Source organism: Streptomyces sp. NPDC028711 (assembly GCF_055565415.1).
Genome location: NZ_JBVHUJ010000009.1, coordinates 57,729 through 76,146, shown reverse-complemented (window position 1 = coordinate 76,146; position 18,418 = coordinate 57,729). Strand labels below are relative to the sequence as shown.

Genomic DNA, 18,418 nt, shown 5'->3' with positions numbered 1-18,418 from the left:
CCCCTTCCACCGTGGCGCCCGGCACCAGCCGACGTCGTAGTGATGCGGAACACACCGGTGCTTCCAAGATTCTTTGTCGGTTTCGCTGCCTGCCGCGCCCGAAGAGTGAAGGCGCCCACCCCATACGCAGTCGGAGGACTCGATGATCCCGCCCCAGACATCTCCCCAGACGAACAACTGCCGCGCGCAGGCCACGCTCACGGCCCAAGAGACGCGCTATCTCAATGCCCTGCCCGACGCCGACTTCACGGCCGACGCACACCCACTCGGCTGCGACTTCGCGGCGCACCCGCGAGAGACGCGGCACGCGGCCTGCGTACAGATGCAGTACACCGGCGCGGGGGACCTGGTGTTGTGGTGGCTGCTGTGGGGCGAAGACGGCCGCCGCGAGATCCGGACGGCTCCGGGGTGCCGCAGGCAGGTCGTTGACGAGACGTGCCTCCTCATCGAGGACCACCCCGGCAACTGCGATCAGGACTGTGGCTGGAGCCGTGAAGAACTGCAGAAGGCGTGGGAAGCGACCATGCCGCCCAGGGCCTGACGGGCTCGAGCAGGAGGGCGGGCTGGCCCCCGGGCGTCTTCGCTACTGCGGCGGCCCGGGGTAGCCAGGCTGCGCCGGGTACCCGCCGGCGCTGGCCGGACCGCCGGGCCATGCGTCCTGAGGGTGGCCCGCGTAGCCCGGGTGGCCCGGGCCCGGCCCGGCGCCCGCCGGGGCGGTCCGCCGGGGCTGGGAGAACCCCTCGGCGACCAGGGCGCACAGGGTCAGGTACGCCTCGCGGACCTTGGGCCGCATCAGGTCCAGATCCACCTCGGCACCGGCCGACAGATGTTCGTCGAAGGGGACCGACACGACCCCGCGGCAGCGCTCGCTGAAGTGCGCGACGATGTCCTCCACCTTGACCACCCGGCCCTTGTGCCGCACCCCGGAGACGACCGTGAGGCTGCGCCGCACCAGGTCGCCGTAGCCGTGGGCGTTGAGCCAGTCCAGTGTGGTGCTCGCGCTGGACGCGCCGTCGACCGAAGGGGTAGCGACGACGATCAGCTGATCGGCCAGGTCCAGGACGCCGCGCATCGCGCTGTAGAGCAGACCGGTGCCCGAGTCCGTCAGGATGATCGGGTACTGGGCCCCCAGCACGTCGATGGCCCGCCGGTAGTCCTGGTCGTTGAAGGCGATGGAGATGGCCGGATCGACGTCGTTGGCGACGATCTCCAGGCCGGACGGAGCCTGCGAGGTGAAGGCCCGGATGTCGTGATACGTGCGCAAAGAGGGGATCGCCTGCACCAAGTCGCGGATGGTGGCGCCGCTCTCGCGGCGCACGCGCCGGCCGAGCGTTCCGGCGTCCGGGTTCGCATCGATCGCCAGGACCCTGTCCTGTCGTTCGCTGGCCAAGGTGGAACCCAGCGCGGTGGTCACGGTCGTCTTGCCGACGCCGCCCTTGAGACTGATCACGGCGATCCGGTAGCAGCTGTGCACCGGCGTGCGGATCACCTCGAGCTTGTGCTGCAGCGCTGCGTCCTCCTTCGCGCCGCCGAGCCGGAACCGCGAGGGCCGGGCGCCCGGGCGGCTGCTGCGGGCCTTGTTCTTACCGCCCCGCAGCAGCCGGTCGGAGGACAGCTCGGTCGCCGCGCTGTGTCCCAGCGGTACCGCCGTGGCAGGAGCGTGCCCGGCCAGGGGAGCGGCCGGGGAAACGCCCGAGGGATAGGGGAAGGGCGCCACCGGAACAGAGCCCGGAGCCACCGGTGCCGCAGGGTCGTAACCCGGCGCCGCGACCTGCCCCGGATACGCCGGATCAGCCGGGACGACACCCGCAGCCGGGTACCCAGGCATGGAGACTGGCCCCACCGGCGGGGGATACCCGTAGCTTTGGCCTGACCCGGCAGGCGTGGCGGGCGGATACCCGTACGTGGGCGCGGCCGCAGGCGCCGCCGGACCGGACGGAACGTACGGCGCGCTGGCGTGGGGCCCGGGCCCCGGCGGCACGGTGTACCCCTCGGGCACCGGGACCTGCGCGGTGGGGAAGGGCGGAGCGGCGGCCGCGGGCGCCGGACCAGGCGCAGGGGCCGCCTGAACAGCGGCGCTCTGCGGGCCGGCGAACAGTGCGGGCGGCGCCGGGAACGCCCCGCCGTCCGCGCCCTGCACGACCACGGGGGGCGCGGATTCGGGGGACGTCTGCTGCGGTTGCACTGGCGGCGCGGGCACGGGCACGGGGACCGGCTGCGGCGCGGCCGCTGCTGCAGCGGCCGGCGGGGAGGATGCCGCCGCGGGACCCGCGAGCGGCTGGGTGTACCAGCCCGCCGGGGAGCTGTAGGGGAAGTCGGCATCCCCGCTGGCCCCGGACCAGCCTCCGTTGGTTCCGGGCCAGGCTGTGGCCGCATCCTGCTCGCTGTGCACGCTGCCTCCTGGTGGGTCGACACCGCCTCGCGCCGGGCGGCTCACACGGATCTACTCCCGCGCGGCGCGCGGTACGGGCAAGCCGCGGGCCGCCGAGCCGGGGGAGGGGCGGCGGCCCGCGGGGTCAGGGGGACTATGCCGAACGGCCGGACGGACCACGGCGCTTGCCGCGCCGCGCCGCCTTCTCCGCGTCGGCGGCCCGCTGTAGCGCCCGGAAGGTACGCCCTCCCTGGCGGGCCCTGAGATGGGGGATGTTGTTGGCTGCCAGACCGAGCTTCTCCGGCCCGTACGCCGCGCGCAGATCCGAGGGGGTCTGCGAGGTGTAGCCGGCCTCATCGAGCGAGGTCTCGTCGGGAAAGACGTCGGCGTGATGATGCAGCAGCGGGTCGATCAGGTCGTCCTGCGTGCCGCCGTAGCTGTAGCGCCAGCGGAAGTTGGCGGGCGGATCGGGCCGCACCCACTTCTCGAACAGCGCGACCTGCTTGGTGTAGCTGTAGAAGATCACGTGCTCGGCGGACCGGAAGATCCGCAGCCACGCCTTGAGGTACGGCAGCGACCAGTAATCGCCGGCGTCATGGACCCTCACATGGACGGGCTGGCCGTCGGCGGAACGATAGCGCCGGTGCTGCAGCTCGGACGTCATCTGCGCTTCCCAGCCCGGCAGATCATCCATGACGTGCTGCAAGTTGCGCTGGTGTGCGGCGAGCACGTTGCGGAACTTGTAGGTGCCAGCCTGCGCGTAACACAGGTCCGCGCAGACACCGGCGGTCGGGCAGGCGTTGTACTCGCGGCCATCGGGCAGGCGGCCCTCGTGGGCGGGCAGTGTCCATCGATAGATGCGCTCGGACGCGCAGCCAGAGCGCATCACGGTCAGCAGGAACCGGGGCCTTGCGGGTGCTGGATGCTCCCGGGCAGCCGATATCGGTGCGTCCGTCACAGAGAACTCCCGGAGGGCGAGGGCGAACAAGAGCTGAAGTCTGTGCCGGGCCACCGGCCCGGTTCGGCCCGGAAACCGCCTGGAGGGCAGCACACCCCCCGCGCTCCCGGCTCACGGGCCAAGAAGCCTGCTTCGGTGACCGCCACACGACCAGCGCCGCTGCCCGCCCTGCGGACCGGTGGCGAAGAAACGGGCCGCCACACGGGAAGCGGCCCACTACGCGCTTGCCTCCCAGCCCCGCGTCCCGCCCATAGTGATCACCGGCGCCGCCGGCCGAGGCCGCGCCCCGCCTCACACGAAAGGGACGGCACTCATGAGCACCCTCCAGCGCACCCCCGGCCGCCAGTGGACCGTCCGCGTCACCGGGAGGGCCGACCGCCAGGCACAGCTGTCCTGCAGCACCGGATGCGACCTGCCCGAGCGCTCCCGCGACCTGCGTCACCTGGCCCAGGCCGCCATCAACCACCTGGCGCACCACGCGAACACGGCCCGCGCGCCGCAGCCGGCCCGCTACTGTGCCTGCCAGTGCGCCACCTGGCACCGGGACGTCAAGACCGCCAGCTGCGCCGGAGAGATCGCCCTGGTGCTGGTGTGCTCGATGCCGGGCAGGGTCTGGCACCTGGCCGAAGTCTGCACCTCCTGCGCCCGCCACATGCCCGGCGGCCGGATCGTGCGCACCACGAAGCGTCCGGCCCGCACCGCGCCTGTCCCTGCCGCCACTGCCCGCGCTCCCCGCTCGGTTCCCGAAGGCTTCGCCGCGGCCTGATGCGGCGCGCCCACCTCTCACTCAACCCGTTCCCGGAGGGACTCCATGCACGGCCATGCCGATTGCGACCGTGCCGCCCTGCGCACTCCCCGACTGCTGACCGGGCCGCTGGGCTGGGCGGCCAACCCCCTTCTGCGCCGCGGCCTGCGCGTCCCCGCATTCGCCGCCGTGGCCCTGGTACTGGTGGCTCTCTCCGGCGCGGCCGCCTTCCTGCTGCTGCAGCTAGCCGCGGCAACCCTGCTTCCGGCACCGCTGGTCGTGCTGGCCGCACTGGGCGACAGCGCCCTTGCGACAATCGCCCGGCTGGGCGGCGCGGCACTGCTGTTGACCACCCCGTTCTGGATCACAGCTAGCATCCTGGAACACGGCAGGCGATAGCGCCGGGCCACACCCGGGCACCGCAGGAGAGCCGGGTGCCCGCCGTACGGGCGGGTAACGAAACCCGCTGCCCTCCAGCCGGGACACCGGCCGTCCGCAGTCACCCCGAGCCTTGTGGTGCCGATACGGCCTCGCTCAACCTCGACGGGCGCCGCCCCCCTTGCCCCCGTCTCCCCGGAGCTTCCATGCCCGCCGCCGCCCTCGACGACGCCACCGCCTACCTGCTCGCCTCCGGCGAGCTCACGCTGACCCGCCTGGCCCGGGTCGATGACCTGGACCGGGTCAACGCCCTGCACGCCCGCTGCACCCTGGCAACCCGCTTCAGCCGCTACCAGGCCGCCCGCCGCGACCTGCGGCCCGCCGAGTGGCGCCAGCTGGCCGACCCGGCCCGCGGCACGACCTGGATCACGGCCCTCGCCGACGAACCCGAACAGGCCATCGCGGTCGCCCACTTGATGCGTACCGACCGCGACGGCGTACGCGAACTGGGCCTGCTCATCGAAGACAGCCGACAGCGCCAGCACCTGGGCACCCAGCTCACCAGCCACGCCATCGCCCACGCGGCCAGCCTCGACTGCCACACCGTCGCGGTCATGACGGGCTCCGACAACCGGGCCATGCTCACCATCGCCCGCAACCTGGGCGCGGTTCTCCCACCGCCCACCTCGTCCACCGTCGACCTCGACATCCCGGTCACGAGGTGAGCCATGCACCACGCCCCCGCCCGCCCCGACAGCCAGCCCCCGCCATCCAGCCACTACTACCTGCCGCGCCCCGACGGCGCCCGACTGGCCCTCTACACCGACGGGCCCGACGCCGCCCCGGTGACCGTGGTCCTCGCCCACGGCTGGTGCGCCACCGCGAGCATCTGGCACGATCACGCCCACCACCTTGCCGCCTGCGGCATCCGCGTCATCCGCTATGACCAGCGCGGTCACGGCGCGTCCCTGACCGGCACCAGCACCGCCTCCACCCGGCTGCTCGCCGACGACCTGGCGGCCGTGTTGCGCCATACCCGCCGTCGCTCCCGGGTCGTGGTCGGCGGACACAGCATGGGCGGCATGGGCGTCCTGCAACTCGCGGTCCACCACCCTGCCGTCGCGGCTGGCCTGTCCGGAGTCCTGCTGGTTGCCACCAGCTCCGGTCAGATGGACTTGACCGGAGCGCAACACCCGCCGCTGGACCGCCTTGTGGGGAAAGCGCGCGGCACCATCGCCGCCCTGTGCCTGCGGCTGCCAGGACCCACGCAGACCGTCCGCGACCTGCTGTCACCCACCAGCGACCCCAGGCCGCCGATCGACGTCGCGGCCAACTGGTACCGCGCCGTCACCGAGCACCACGTCGAGCCGGGATCCCTCGCCTCCCTGTACGCCGTCCCCGTCCACGTCATGGCTGGAGAACACGACCGCCTCATTCCGGCCGTCCACGCCCTGCGCCTGGCAGCCCAACTCCCTCACGCCCAACTCCATGTGGTCCCCGACGGCCGCCATGGCCTGCTTAGCGAGCAGCCGGTCCAAGTCCGCGCCGTGCTCGAGAGGCTGTGCGGACTGGGACGGGCCCGGCCAATTCACCGCCCCCTCCGGCGCCTGCGCAGCGCCTGAGCGCCCGCCCGGCGGGAGCGCCCCGGAGGAATCCGGGGCGCCCGGCGGGAACCTGCAACCTGTGTGCCCGCCGTGTGGGCACAGCCCCCGCCCCTCGCCGACCCCGTGGCCAGGCTTTCGCCCGACAGCGCCCAGAGCCACGGCCCGGGGCGAGGAATGACACAGCAAGGGGAGACATGAGCAGCATCGGGCGCCGCGTCACCGCAGTAGCCACCGCCGCCACCGCAATCTCGGCCGGCCTCCTGGCCATGCCGTCCACCGCCAGCGCGGCGGCCCCGGTCGGCTCCTGCGGAAGCAGCTACGGCAAGGTCGGCTCGTATCCGGTCACCCGCTCCTGGGAGGGCACCGCGGGGTACATCGACGTCTACTACTCGCGGTCCACCGGCAAGAACTGCGCCATCACCCGGCCTGTCTCCTCCCTGGCGGGCAAGGCCGGGAACATCTGGGTCTGCATCGAGCAGACCAAGGGATACGCCCGCGACTGCGACGGCGTCACCAACAACTACCGCTACTACGCCGGCCCGGTCTACGTGTCCGGGCGCGGCCAGTGCATCAACGTCTCCGGCGGGCTCAACCGCAAGCCCGGCGACAACCAGCCCTTCAACGGCGGCGCCCAGAAGGTCCACTGCGGCTGACCCGCTGCCGAGGCGCCCGCCGGGCGGGAGCGCCCACGGCGAATCCCGGGCGCCCGGCGGGAACCGGCAACCTGTGTGCCCGCCTGCCGGGCATATGGGCACGGGATCCCCAGCGCTCATCCCAGGCTGTACCCGCCCTGGCCGCTGACGTCGGTGGCGCCAGCAAGACGGCGCCGGTCGACACAGTGCCACCCAGCCGCGATGAAGGGAATCCCATGAAGTTTCGCGCTCCCGCCCGCCTGGCCGCCTCGGCCATGCTCGCCCTGTCGGTGACCGCGGGTCTGGCCGTGGCCACCGCCCCGGCCGCGCACGCCGTCGGCGAGAACAAGCAGTGCACCGTCAACTGGAGCAACGCCGCCGGCAAGGTGAAGAACAACGGCTGGAACCTGCGAACCGGTCCGAGCACGGGCTACACCTCCCGCGGTTACCTCTACAACGGCGACCGGCTCAACATCCTCTGCAGCCGCGGGAACTGGGACTACACCGAGCTGAGCGCCCGATCCAAGTCCGGACTGCCGAAGGGCACCCGCGGTTGGGTCCGCAGCGACGGACTCTACGGACTGGCCGGCTGACCGCGCGTCCTCCCCATCGTCCTCCTGTGGGGCCCCCAGCCCTGTGCCCCTTCTCCAAACTCCCTGCTGAGCCAGGAGCAGGAGCGGCTGCGGCAGAGGACGTGAAAACCCTGCGGGACGACCACTAAACCCGCTGGTCACAGCGATTGCAGTGACCAACCCGGTGGGGGACTCCTGCCCCTCACCCTCATGAGCAGCCCGGCCACGAACGGCCCGCAGCTGACCCCGCTCGTTCCTGGAGGAAGACACCATGCCTGCGCTCAAGCGCATCGCCATCACCCTGCTCGCCGCAGCCGCCGTCACCGGCACGACCCTCGCCACCGCCGGAACGGCTTCCGCGGCAAGCTACTCCTGCAAGACCAGCAGCAGCAGCTCGTACGACGACCCGTCGTACAACGGCCCCGACTCCGACAACTGGGAGTTCGACGTCAAGCTGTGCTCCAAGAGGTCCGGCGGCTACATCTACACCACGGCCACGGTCTACTGGGACGGCCCCTACTCGTCCCACACGAACAACAACTTCACCTTCAACAAGGCGCGCTTCCACCTCCAGACCAAGAAGAGCGTGAGCGGCACGGACCCGGTCGTGCAGTACGCCAACTACACCGGACTCAAGGGTGCGCTCGGGAACAGCAGCGCTACGGGCAACGGCTCGTACCAGACGGGAACGCTGAAGTACAAGGCCACATCGGCCCGCTACCTCGCCGACGGCTACATACAGCTGGACTGGTCGGGTGACGGCAGGGACTACCAGGCCCCGATCCATTTCAGCGCATCCCCGACTGTGTAGAAGCCGTCCCGTCTCGCGCACCTGGTTGGTGTTGGCCAGGCGGGCCGAGGCAGCCCGCCCCGGCCCGCCTGCTGACCCTCCGTGCAAGGTTGCCGCCCGTCCCACGGGAGCGGGACGGGCAACTGCGTAGACCGCCTTGGCACCGGACCGGTCTGCTGCTGAGATCAGCCCCGTACCAGTCCCGAGTCCACGAGGAGTTCTCATGAACCGACCGTGCAAGTCCGTCCGTCCGGCCCTGATGTCCGCGCGTCCCTCGTTCCAGTCCGAGCGCCCGGCGCGTCTCGCGGAGCGCCCGTTCCGCCCGGAGTCGGAGCTCGACGCCCGGCCGTAACGTCCGCTGGCCCCCCCGGCCACCTTGATGCGCCCGCCCGGTCCCGATCCTGGGCGGGCGCACTCGCGTCCGCACGCTGCAAAGTCCAACAGACTCCGCGCGGACCCACCACATGCAGCCGAGGAGCCCTGAGCGCGCCCGCCCTGCCCTCGGAAAGCGCCCGGAACAGACACAGCCCGCTCTTCGTCGCCGTTTCCCGATCGGTAGATCTCGGAGCCCCACCAGCCAAGACGAGGACCCCACCGTCTCCGCCCGCCTGGCGGGATACCTAGAAGTTCTCCGCGCACCCAGTGGGCCTAGGAAGCAAGGCAAGCCCGTCTGCCGGGCACGCCGGGCCAGGGTTTGCACCGCTCGCCTCACGCTGATCTCGCCCGCACCGCAGGCGCCACAGCGCGGTCGGAACGCCGCCGCACAGTTGCCGTTCGCCACCCGCATCACCCCTCGTTCCGACCCGCACCCGCACCACATCCGCCTGGCGGACCACTACCTGGGAGAGACCCTTGACGAACGCACCCACGACCAGCGCTAAGGCGATGCCCCCGAAGCGCCGTGGCCGGCGCCTGGCCACACTGACCGGCGCGCTCGCCATCGCCGCCGGTGCTCTGCTGACAGCCGCGCCCTCGGCAAGCGCAGTCGGCTCCGCCGGCTGCAACAGCAACACCATCAGTGGCAACTGGGCCACCGGTTTCAGCAGCGTCAATCTCCGCAACGGCCCGAGTACCGGCTACTACTCCAAGGGCCAGCTCTCCAAGGGCAGCGTGATCAGGGTGTCCTGTACCTGGATCAGCAGCAACCGCATGGACGAATGGATGTACGGCAGGGTCATCAGCGGCAACCACACCGGCACCTGGGGCTGGGTCTACGTCCCGCTGACCCACATCGCCTGACAAGGACGCCGCAGCCAGAGGGCCGCGGCCTCCATGCGACTGGCCATCGCATGCCGCTGGATGCGCGGACCCGCTCATGCGCCCGCCCCATGCAACCGGGCGGGCGCTTCGCGTCCACGGCACCAGGACGCCCGCCGCGCGCGGTGCGGGCCCAGCCCATCCGGAACAGCCGGCCCGGCGGGAGGACAACGCATCCGCAGCCCGCGTACCGGGCTGCGGGCGACAGAGCCGCATCCTCCTCTTGCCGCCGTTCGTCATGGGTAGCCAGGCTGCAAGGCACCGTCTGCCAAAGGAGCTCTGGCGTGCGCCCTTCCCCCGACCTCACAGGAAAGATCGAACGCGCCGATGCGGCCGTCAACGCGTTCTTGCAAGCCCGCTCCCGGATGGAGGACTTCGAGGCCGTGGCCCGAGCGGTGCGCCGCTACCCAGGCCTCGATGCCGAAGGCCGGACCCGTCGGGGCGAGGTGCGCCGCGACTACGCAGCCGTCGTGCTGCGCGACCTGCTGACCGACCTGGCGCTGTGGGAGGACGTCCACGGGCAGGGCGGCCAGGAGATGCTGCGCCAAGTGCGCGCCCGGTCGACCCGGCGCCCCTACAAGGAACTCGACGGGCCGGGCCGGCACCTCGCCGCTGCACTGGTCACCTTCGCCGCCGAGCACAGTGTCTCCATGCGTGACGCGGCCGACAAGGCGCTGGCGACCTACACCGAGGAGTGGCTGGACGCCGAGAGCTACTGGAAACAGCACGCCGCCCAGAGCGCCGCCCCGCAGACAACGGGCCTGCGATACGTCCTTCACCCCGTAGCCTCACAGTCCGCCGACCCCGCAGCCGAGAACTCCTACCTGCCCACCGCGATCGCCGCGCTCGGAGCCTTCCATGCCCACGACCGCCCCGGCCGCCCGGCACAGGTCACCCAGCTGCTGGCCGACGGCAGCCACCGACCGGTCGACCACACGTCGCTGTGGCAGAACGTCCTGGAGGAGGCCGGAACGCCGGGGGAGTGGCTCCACACCCGCGCCGCGGGGTTCGAGCAGGCGCATCTGACGTGGAAGGAGGCGGCGCATCGTGCCGATCCGGACTACCTCGAGCCGGTCTCCCCAGAGGTGCGCGAGGAGAGCAACCACTCGCCGGTGATGCTCTTCAGTCTCCTGGCGGCGCTGAAGGCGAGAGACGAGTTCGAGTTCCAGCAGGAGGAGTACGAGAGTTCCCCAGCCCAGGCACTGGACGAGGCACTGCGCCGCTTCCTGAAGCGCACCGGCCTGCCGTACGCGCCCGATCATCCGGAGACGGCCGCCGCACTCCTGGCCCACCTTGCCCTGCTCCTCGACACCCAGGGGCTGCCCGGCCGTCTGCTTCTGAAGCCAACAGAGACCACTGCGCCCACCTGGCCCAAGCAGACCGGCTTGGCCGGGCAGATGGCGGTCCTGCTCGAGGAACGCAGCCGTGGCACCGAGGTGCCCTTCGCAGCGGTCCTCCAGCAGGCCCAGGTCACCTACGACACCCACTGGAGTGCCGAGCACGACCACCGTGCCGAGCAGAGCCGCAGCGGCATCAAGGAGCCGCGAGAGGCCGTGCGCTACATACTGTCCGGGCCTGCCCTCACGTCGATCCCGGCCTACGAACAGCCCTGCCCCAACGCGGCCGTGGCGTGGATGGAGTTCCTGCAGCACGACAGCCCACACAGGCCCGTCGAGATCACCGCCGATCTTGCCTACGGCCGCCGGGTCACGGTCGAGCTGTCAGCCCTGGCCCAGGCCGCGCACCTCGAGCTCCACCATGACGACGCGTGGAACGAGTACGACTGGCCGATGGCCACCGACCGGGCAGCACGCGAGGACCAGGCACAGGCTCTCTGGCTGCGCCGACAGCTCGCCAACGCCTCCGCCCGGCCCGACCGGGCCGCGCCCCGGCGCGAGCGGATCGAGGCTGTTTTCGGCTCCGCCGACCAGGCGCTGGCCGTCCTCCGCGACCAGACCGGCCAGGCCGCACCGTCGGCGTCGGCGCGCGAGGCGTCGGCACTGCACCGGGCGGAGGCCGCCCTGACCCGTCTGTTCGCCCAGGCACCCGACGCGGGCAGGGCCGACCGGCTCCGCGAGGCGGCCCTGACGGTCATCGCCGAATCAGCGGCGAGACAAAAGGACCTCGCTGCCGGGCCGCCGCCTGCCAGCGCATCCGCCGTCGCAGAGGAGACCGACCGGACTCGGTACCAGCACCAGCAGCCGGGGGGACCGGCCCCCGGCGCCGCAGCGCCGCGCCGGTGACGGCAACAGCCGTTCAGGGCCCGGAAAGCCAGCAGATGTCCAGAACCAGCCCGGCTGCCGAGGCCGCGCCGCCGCGACCGACCGAGACTTGGGCCACCCAGCCGGCCACAAGCTCCCGGCGGACAGACATGGGCATCTGGTGACGCCACTGGTACAGGGCATGCCGCAGGGACACCGGCGCGAGCAGGGCCGGTTCGCTGCCGCAGGCCACGAGGACCTCCTGTAGCCGGGCCAGCCCGGCGAGCGCCCCGTCCGTGTAGACGCGAGGCAGCAGCAGCTGCGCGACCTCCTCCTCCAAGACCGAAGCGTCCACCGGCGTCAAGCAGTCCTGCGGGCACCGGTAGACCGGGCCCCACTCGTAGCCCATGGCCGACCGGCAGGCTGCACAGTGAGCGATGCCCGCCAGCACGGCGTCCGACCACTGCGCGGAGTCCAGATCCTGGCCGGGCAGCAGCAGTGGCTCGACGTGCAGAGCGATTTGCCGCAGGTCCGGACGCCGGGCAGGTACGGACACGAACAGGGAGACCATTTGATAGGGCCCGCTGTCGGTGCGCCACACCAGGTCCAGTCCGTCCACGTCCGCGACCGCGGCCGCACCGCGTGCCCGCAGGTCGGTCCCGATCTCCTCGTACAGGGCACGCAGGTCCGGATCGGAGGGGGTCAGTGCGAGCGTCTCGCGCAGTACCGCGGCGAAGGTCCCAGCGACATCGGCTGCGTTGACCAACCGCCGGCGGGCTTCGGGCGAGCACAGGATCCAGCGCAGCAGGCTCCAGCCCGGCCGCCCCAGCTCTGGCAGCAACCCGGTCGCTTCGTGGTTGGCGTCCACGATGCGCCAAGTGTGATCCACCACGATGGCCGGCACCGTGAACCCCTTCAGCGTGGCGGCGATGGCTGTGCCGAGAGGCCGCCCGCAGAAGTTCAGGCCGGTGCGGCTACGCGCCTCGGCGGGGATCTGCAGGGCATCGACGGCTGCCGTGAAGGCATGGTTGCCCGGCCAGCCGGTCCCGGATTCGAGGGCTTCGTACTGCTGTGCGCTGATCCCTGCCGCCTGCGCGATGTCTCCGGCGGACCTGCCGGACCGGGTGCGGTAGGTACGCAGGGTCTGTCCGACCGTCGCACTGAACATGCCCTGTAGTCCTTATTGCCGGTGCCGCCCCCTGCCCGAGGCCTGATGGCGCACAACCATAAACGCCCATGCCACGCTCAGTCACCAGGGGGAGGGAGAGTAGCGGTGTGCAACGGGTCATGACCCGCCCTGGTCTGGACCGCACAGCTCGGACGAAGCGGTGATTCAGGCTTAAAGTAACGGACTGTCACAACATGGCGGAGGCCCGCCTCTCGGCCGAATGGGCACGTCTGAGACCCGCCCGGAGCGGCTGGCAGTCCTGCGCCATCGTGCCTGGCTACCGTGAGGTGGGATGCGACCCCGAGAGCCTCCCGCCGGGGCCCGCCGCCCCTTCGCACGCGGGGCGGGCCCGCATCGGCGGGACGCGGCAGTCGGCGTCGGAGACGTCGAGCAGTCCCGCCTGAGCCAGCTTCCAGCCCAGCTGCAGTCGGCTGTTGCTGCCACCGACCGCATCGCTCAGCTTGACGATGTGGTTGCGCACCGTCCGTTCGTTGAGGCCGAAGCGCTTGGCGATGATCGCGTCTGTATGTCCGTCGACCAGCAACTGAGCGATGGCCCGCTGGCGATCGGTGACCCCGTCGACGCTGGGCTCGGGCGGCGCATACAGCGGAGTCGCAGTGGACCACAACCGTTCGAAGACCCCGGCCAGATAGTCGACGAGCGCCGGCTGGCGGACCTCGAGAGCGACCTGGCGGTCCTCCTGCGCCGGGATGATGGCCACGGTCCGGTCGAACAGCAGCAGCCGTTCGGGCAGCTCATCCAGGATCCTCGCCTCAGCCATGCCCTCGAGGGCGGTGAAGTACTCCACCAAGCCGCGGCCGTAGCGGGCGGAGGGCTGGTAGAGGGTGCGCATCTGAACCCCCCGCTCTGCCAGTTTGAGCGAGCGGGGCAGTGCGTCGGCCAGCGCGGACTCGGAACGGATTCCGCCGGGCTGAATGGCCAGCATCCGCTCCTGCGCGTTGTCCGCAGCCTCGTCGATGGCGGCCTTGATCCGGGGTGGGCCCTCCAGGATCGTGAACGGCCCGCCCTGAACGGACTGCGCCACGTCCAGGCGCATCATCGGGTTGAGGAGATCAGCCAGGCGGGCGCCGCGCTCGCGCTCGACCGCCACCCGGCGCTCCATCGTGTCCAGCAGCCGAGGCAGCACCACAGCGGCCTCCACAGCCAAGAAGACATCCTGCCGGTCGGGATCGGGGTGGAGCAGACCCAGGTCGATCAGGCACGGCGCCCGCTCGGCCTCGGCCCGGGGGACGGATCCTCCCGACCGCAGAGCGTGCTCGTAGATCTCGGCACCCTCTGCACAGACGTCCTCGTGCTCGGGGTGCTGGTGCGGCTCTACGCCCCCTGTCACTACTGCCCCTCTCACCTTGGTTGATCAGGCCGGATGCGGAATCCTACGGTCCGACAGAGTGTGCAATCGAACCAATTTTCGGTTCCGGGGTGCAGTGCGCCGCCTGCGCACTCCGCGGCTCGCGAAAGCCCGCGATCGCCCCGCGCCCCAGCGTCTGCACGCACGAAGATGCGCGCGCGGCCGTCCTCGATTTTCAGTTGTCCCGTGGAGGACTCTCCTTGCCTCCAACTCCGACTGCGGCGAGGAAATGCCCGCCAGGATGCCGACGCAGAGCGTCGGATAGGAATCCCCCGCGCATCTGCGGGTATACCGTATCGGTATACGTCTCGACGATCGGGGAGAGGGTCGTGTCCGTCCAAGATCCGATGACAGCCGTTCCGGCCGCATGGCTGCTGCAGCGGGCCCGCAAAGAACCTTCCACGCAGACAGCGCTGGCCCGGTTCCTCGGGGTGGCCCAGCCCTCGGTGCACCGCTATTTCACCGGGGAACGCGAGCCCACCTTCGCCGACTTGCAGCGGCTGATCGCAGGCATGGGCTGCAGGCTGGAACTGCTGGTACGGACAGAACCTCAGCCCACCTTCCCCTTCCAGGAAGACCGGCTCACCGCCCGCCAGCCCTACCGGGTCAAAGAACCCGTGCTGGCCCGCCTGCTGCCTCTCTGCCTGCAACGCGAGCACGGCGGCTTCCGGGCCGATGTCCCGGACGGACCCACCCCTGGCGAAGCACTGGGATGGCTCTACGAACTGCGTGTCCTGACCCGACAGGCCGCTGCCCCCCGACGCCGGCTGGAGACCGTCAGCGACCACCGACCCCACCCGCACGATGAGCAGCTCCTGCGCCGCCTCAAGCCGGTCGGCTCAGGCGCCCGCCAGGCGGTTACCGCGCTTGCCTGCGCCATCGACCTCGCGGCACAGCGATCGGCCCGCGAAGAACGCCGGCCGCGCCGCAGCCGCCGCGAGATCCCCGACCATCTGGGACGACAGACCTGGGCACACGCCGTGGCCTGCGTACGCGCTGAAGCAACGATCTGCGCGGACCTCGCCCGCAGCCTGCCCGACGAGGACCGCTACCTCGCCGCAGAACTCGATGAACTCGCTCAGAACAGCGCCGCCTTGTACCAGCAGGCCGCGGCAACTGCCGCGTTCACCGCCTGGCGCGCCGAACTGGACGACCCGCACTACCTCGAATGGCTCGACGGAGGCATCCCGGGCTGACCGCAGGGTCAGCCCGGGGCGGGAAACAGTCCGATCAGCCTCTCGCGCTGCCGCGGTCCCAGCCCCCGGACCTTGCGACGCGCCGGGACGTTCAGCTCGCTCATCAGCTGCTGTGCGCGCACCGTGCCGATTCCCGGAAGCGCGCGCAGCAGTTGCTGCACCGGCGTCTTGCCGACTACGTCGTCCGTACGCTCCAGCACGGCGGCAAGTGTCAGCTCACCGGACTTCAACGCGGCCAGCACGTCCGCGCGCTCACGTCGCGTCCGCAGAGCCTTCTGCAACGCCTCGGCACGCACCTCGGGACTCAACGCAGGAAGCGCCATAGAGCCTCACCCGTTCTCTCCGTCGATCAATTTCGGCCATCATGCCCTGACAACGAGCCCTGTGAACAGGCGATTTACGCCGCGGACGGTAGCCAGGCCCGAGCGGTCAGGCCGAGTCGTTCCGCAGCCCACTGGAGCGCCGGCTGCTCGGGGTCGGCGGCGATCCTCTCCGACAGCGCCTCCGAGATGTCCTGCAGCCCGCTCAAGCTCAGGTTGGCGATCTCCGCAGTGACCTCCTGGCCCCGGACCCGGTCCGCCGGCCCGGACCAGAACCCGCGCTGACCGGGGTAGCTGCGCGCCCAGCGCGCCGAGACCAGATGGGGAAGCCTGTCGCCGTCCCACCCGCTCAGCGCGGCCAGATACAGATGGACCCGGCCCGCGGTGTCCGGGTCCGCCCGCTGGGAGAGACTGCGCTCGAAGTGCACCCGGGCCGCGCCGGGGCGGCCCGCCAACAGCTGAGCGAGGGCGAACCCGTGACTGACCCGCGGGTCGTAGGGGTCCTTGTCCTGGGCGGCCTCGTACAAGGCCAACGCCAGCGCCGGGTGGCCGGTACGGACCAGCAACCAGGCCCAGTTGTGCAGGTGAAGGGCGCTGCACTCCAGATGCGCGGCCTCGCTCGCCGCGGCGAGCGCCCCGACCTGGTCACCCGCCTCCCACAGCGCGAGGGCGTGCAGGTTGTGAGCGCGCCCGGATGTGGGCCAGCGCGTCACGGCGTCCGCCGCGACCTGCAGCGCCTCGGCGCCGCGCCCCAGATCATGCAGCGCCGCGGCGAGTGCCTCGTACCCGCCCAGCCGCTCGGGGCCCAGCTCGAGGCAGCGCCGGGCGGCAGCCAGCCCTGCCCCTGCCGGGGCATCCGGACCCGCGACGCGCCACAGCTCGGCCAGGTCTTCCTGGATCACCGCGCTGTTCGGGTCCAGCCGGGCAGCTGCCTCCAGCGTCTCGCGCGCTCCGGCGACATCGGAACGTCCCAGCAGTATCCGCCCCAAAACCCCGGCCATCCAACCCTGTTCGGGTGCCAGCAGCACCGCTCGGCGGGCGGCCGCGATGGCCTCGTCGAAGCGCCGAAGCGCCTCCAGAGCCTCGGCCAGCGCGGTGTGCGCGGCGGCGTTCAGCGGGTCCAGCGTGATGGCCCGGCGCAGCACGACGGCGGCTGCCGCAGGCCGGGCCAGGCACAGCAGTACTTCCCCCAGCAGCCGGTGGCGGTGGCTGTCGTGCGGGTCCTGCGGCTGACTATGGGCGAGCGCGGCGCGCAATTGCTGCTCCGCGTCCGCATGGCGGCCCTGTGCCATGGCGGCGCCGGCCAGTTCGGTCAGCACCGCCGGATCGTCCGGATGCACGGCGAGCCCCCGGCGCAGCACATGCTCGGCCTGGCCCGGACGGTCACGGCGCACCAGGGAACGACCGAGGTCGACGTAGGGCTGCGAGGGCACACAGCCGTCGTGGCCCTCGGGCTCCCTCCACAGTGGCTGGTCCCACCACTCGGCAACCCCGAAGTAGGCACCTGTCCACTGCAACTGGTAGCTCAGCTCTCGGTACAGGTCCTCGGCGCACTCCAAGTCCGTGGGCGCGAACTCCAGCCAGGCCCGCAGCACCGCCTCGTGCTCGGCCACCCGCAGCGGATCCTGCTGCCACCACAGGGGGTGGACGTGTTCACTCCGCTGGACCCCCGCAGAGGCAAGCGCCGCGTCCGCCAGTTCCTCTCCGCCACTGTCCCGCAGGGCGAAGACCACCTGCTCGCGCAGGCAGTCGTGCCCCGGCTCCAGCCGGTCTGCCGCGCGGAAGGCTCCCAGGCGCTCCTGCCCTTGCGCGAACAGCCCCAGCCGTACCTGGTAGTGGGCACTGTCCGGAGCCAGCCGGACGGCGGCACGTAGCTGCTCCAGCCCGGCGTCACGATCGCCTTGATCGCACAGGAAGGTGCCCCACAGAGCGCGCAGGCCGGCGTCCTCGGATGCCCAGCGCACCGCGTGCTCCAACTCCTTGCGCGCCTGCTGAGTGTCTCCTTCCCGCCACAGGGCCAGCGCCAGTTCCTGCGGCACGACCCCGGCACTGCTCAGGGCACGGGTTTGCTCACGGCGCAGCGCCGCGCGCTCCTCCTCATCGAGCTCATCGGCAGGCGAGATGCCGGTGACTTCGAGGGGCCCATGGTTGAACAGGTCCCATGCGAGCAAGTCGTTGATGGAATTGGCCAGTTGCAGCCACGGCAGCCACCCGCTCGGGGCCTGGTGAGCGAGCGTACGAGCACGGGCCACGCGCCGCAGCCCGTCCTCCGCGCAGTGGACGCTGACGGCCTCTTCCTCTTCGAGCGGCTGACCCTGGCGGGCCGAGGGGTTCATGACGAGGTCCTGTTGGTCAGTAGGTGGGCGGCACCGTGAGCGAGGTAGGTGCTGCAGAACTGGGTCTCCGACGATTCCCATACGCCGTCCGCCAGGTCGTGCCATGTGCCGGTAGCGAGCAGCTCGACCAGCGTGGGCCGGAGCCATGCCACCGGCCCGTTCTGCAAATGCTCGTCCTCGTCGTCTTCGCCGTCGTCGACGAATGGTTCCTCGTGCCGGTCCACACCCAGCCATCCCTGGGGGGTGCGCAATACGGCGGTGAGGCAGAAGTCGCCGAGTTCCTCATCGCCCCGGCTGCGGTAGGCGTGCAGGATGACGGGCTGGCGGCGCAACTGCCGCACGGAACCGCCGTCGTTCTCGACGTAGTGGGCCGCATCCTCGATCTCGCTCTGGATGTTGCTCACCGCGAACGAGGCTTCGAGCCGCTGCCAGCCTGGACCAGGGCTGATCAGCCACTGGGTCCGGGTGCTGTCCTCCCACCCCTCAGCGGACCCGAAGAGGTCCATGCGCTCCCCCTCCAT

Annotated in this window: 18 protein-coding genes and 1 pseudogene; 12 read left to right on the top strand and 7 right to left on the bottom strand. The window is 71.2% G+C overall.

Annotated elements, in window-relative coordinates:
* Positions 1-142 precede the first annotated feature (142 nt).
* A complete protein-coding gene (locus tag ACZ4VK_RS26065) occupies positions 143-541 on the top strand; it encodes a hypothetical protein (protein ID WP_468356587.1) in 399 nt (132 codons plus the stop codon).
* A 42-nt stretch (positions 542-583) separates the two neighbouring features.
* Here the strand turns inward: ACZ4VK_RS26065 and ACZ4VK_RS26060 are convergent.
* Positions 584-2,110 (bottom strand): annotated as a pseudogene (locus tag ACZ4VK_RS26060) (MinD/ParA family ATP-binding protein); the annotation flags it as partial.
* Positions 2,111-2,525: 415 nt separating this feature from the next.
* Positions 2,526-3,329 carry a GP88 family protein gene (locus ACZ4VK_RS26055; RefSeq protein ID WP_468357263.1) on the bottom strand — a complete coding sequence of 268 codons (804 nt, stop codon included), beginning with the start codon at positions 3,327-3,329 and terminating at the stop codon, positions 2,526-2,528.
* Between the two features lie 313 nt (positions 3,330-3,642).
* Between ACZ4VK_RS26055 and ACZ4VK_RS26050 the strand changes: the two genes are divergently transcribed.
* From ACZ4VK_RS26050 to ACZ4VK_RS26005, 10 genes are all read left to right on the top strand, one after another.
* Positions 3,643-4,095, top strand: a complete 453-nt coding sequence (locus ACZ4VK_RS26050) for a hypothetical protein (RefSeq protein WP_468356586.1) — start codon at positions 3,643-3,645, stop codon at positions 4,093-4,095.
* A gap of 45 nt (positions 4,096-4,140) precedes the next feature.
* Complete coding sequence (locus ACZ4VK_RS26045) at positions 4,141-4,473, top strand: hypothetical protein (protein WP_468356583.1); 333 nt, start codon at positions 4,141-4,143, stop codon at positions 4,471-4,473.
* Positions 4,474-4,658: 185 nt separating this feature from the next.
* Positions 4,659-5,177 carry a GNAT family N-acetyltransferase gene (locus tag ACZ4VK_RS26040; RefSeq protein WP_468356580.1) on the top strand — a complete coding sequence of 173 codons (519 nt, stop codon included), beginning with the start codon at positions 4,659-4,661 and terminating at the stop codon, positions 5,175-5,177.
* Positions 5,178-5,180: 3 nt separating this feature from the next.
* Positions 5,181-6,074, top strand: a complete 894-nt coding sequence (locus ACZ4VK_RS26035; protein ID WP_468356577.1) for an alpha/beta fold hydrolase — start codon at positions 5,181-5,183, stop codon at positions 6,072-6,074.
* A gap of 176 nt (positions 6,075-6,250) precedes the next feature.
* Positions 6,251-6,709: a hypothetical protein gene (locus ACZ4VK_RS26030; RefSeq protein WP_468356574.1), complete on the top strand. Its 459-nt coding sequence runs from the start codon at positions 6,251-6,253 to the stop codon at positions 6,707-6,709.
* A 215-nt stretch (positions 6,710-6,924) separates the two neighbouring features.
* The gene (locus ACZ4VK_RS26025) at positions 6,925-7,281 is read left to right on the top strand and encodes an SH3 domain-containing protein (RefSeq protein ID WP_468356571.1); all 357 of its coding nucleotides are present in this window, start codon (positions 6,925-6,927) and stop codon (positions 7,279-7,281) included.
* 250 nt (positions 7,282-7,531) lie between these two features.
* A complete protein-coding gene (locus ACZ4VK_RS26020; protein WP_468356568.1) occupies positions 7,532-8,071 on the top strand; it encodes a hypothetical protein in 540 nt (179 codons plus the stop codon).
* 202 nt (positions 8,072-8,273) lie between these two features.
* A complete protein-coding gene (locus tag ACZ4VK_RS26015) occupies positions 8,274-8,402 on the top strand; it encodes a hypothetical protein (protein WP_468356565.1) in 129 nt (42 codons plus the stop codon).
* 500 nt (positions 8,403-8,902) lie between these two features.
* Positions 8,903-9,289 (top strand): SH3 domain-containing protein, encoded by a 387-nt coding sequence (locus tag ACZ4VK_RS26010; RefSeq protein WP_468356562.1) that lies wholly within the window; start codon positions 8,903-8,905, stop codon positions 9,287-9,289.
* 302 nt (positions 9,290-9,591) lie between these two features.
* On the top strand, positions 9,592-11,550 hold the full coding sequence (locus tag ACZ4VK_RS26005; protein WP_468356559.1) for a hypothetical protein: 1,959 nt from the start codon (positions 9,592-9,594) through the stop codon (positions 11,548-11,550).
* Between the two features lie 13 nt (positions 11,551-11,563).
* Here the strand turns inward: ACZ4VK_RS26005 and ACZ4VK_RS26000 are convergent, their stop codons facing one another.
* Together ACZ4VK_RS26000 and ACZ4VK_RS25995 are read right to left on the bottom strand one after the other, a co-directional pair.
* Positions 11,564-12,676, bottom strand: coding sequence for a helix-turn-helix transcriptional regulator (locus tag ACZ4VK_RS26000; protein WP_468356556.1), 1,113 nt, complete (start codon positions 12,674-12,676; stop codon positions 11,564-11,566).
* Between the two features lie 277 nt (positions 12,677-12,953).
* Positions 12,954-14,027, bottom strand: a complete 1,074-nt coding sequence (locus tag ACZ4VK_RS25995; RefSeq protein ID WP_468356553.1) for a hypothetical protein — start codon at positions 14,025-14,027, stop codon at positions 12,954-12,956.
* Between the two features lie 347 nt (positions 14,028-14,374).
* Here ACZ4VK_RS25995 and ACZ4VK_RS25990 point away from each other — a divergent pair, with 347 nt between their 5' ends.
* Positions 14,375-15,241 (top strand): helix-turn-helix domain-containing protein, encoded by an 867-nt coding sequence (locus tag ACZ4VK_RS25990; protein WP_468356550.1) that lies wholly within the window; start codon positions 14,375-14,377, stop codon positions 15,239-15,241.
* Positions 15,242-15,249: 8 nt separating this feature from the next.
* Here the strand turns inward: ACZ4VK_RS25990 and mihF are convergent, their stop codons facing one another.
* From mihF to ACZ4VK_RS25975, 3 genes are all read right to left on the bottom strand, one after another.
* On the bottom strand, positions 15,250-15,564 hold the full coding sequence (mihF, locus tag ACZ4VK_RS25985) for an integration host factor, actinobacterial type (RefSeq protein WP_468356547.1): 315 nt from the start codon (positions 15,562-15,564) through the stop codon (positions 15,250-15,252).
* Between the two features lie 74 nt (positions 15,565-15,638).
* Entirely contained in the window at positions 15,639-17,897 is a 2,259-nt protein-coding gene (locus ACZ4VK_RS25980) for a tetratricopeptide repeat protein (RefSeq protein ID WP_468356544.1), read from the bottom strand.
* A complete protein-coding gene (locus tag ACZ4VK_RS25975) occupies positions 17,894-18,403 on the bottom strand; it encodes a hypothetical protein (RefSeq protein WP_468356541.1) in 510 nt (169 codons plus the stop codon). The genes ACZ4VK_RS25980 and ACZ4VK_RS25975 overlap by 4 nt, the downstream gene beginning before the upstream one ends.
* Between the last annotated feature and the right edge of the window lie 15 nt (positions 18,404-18,418).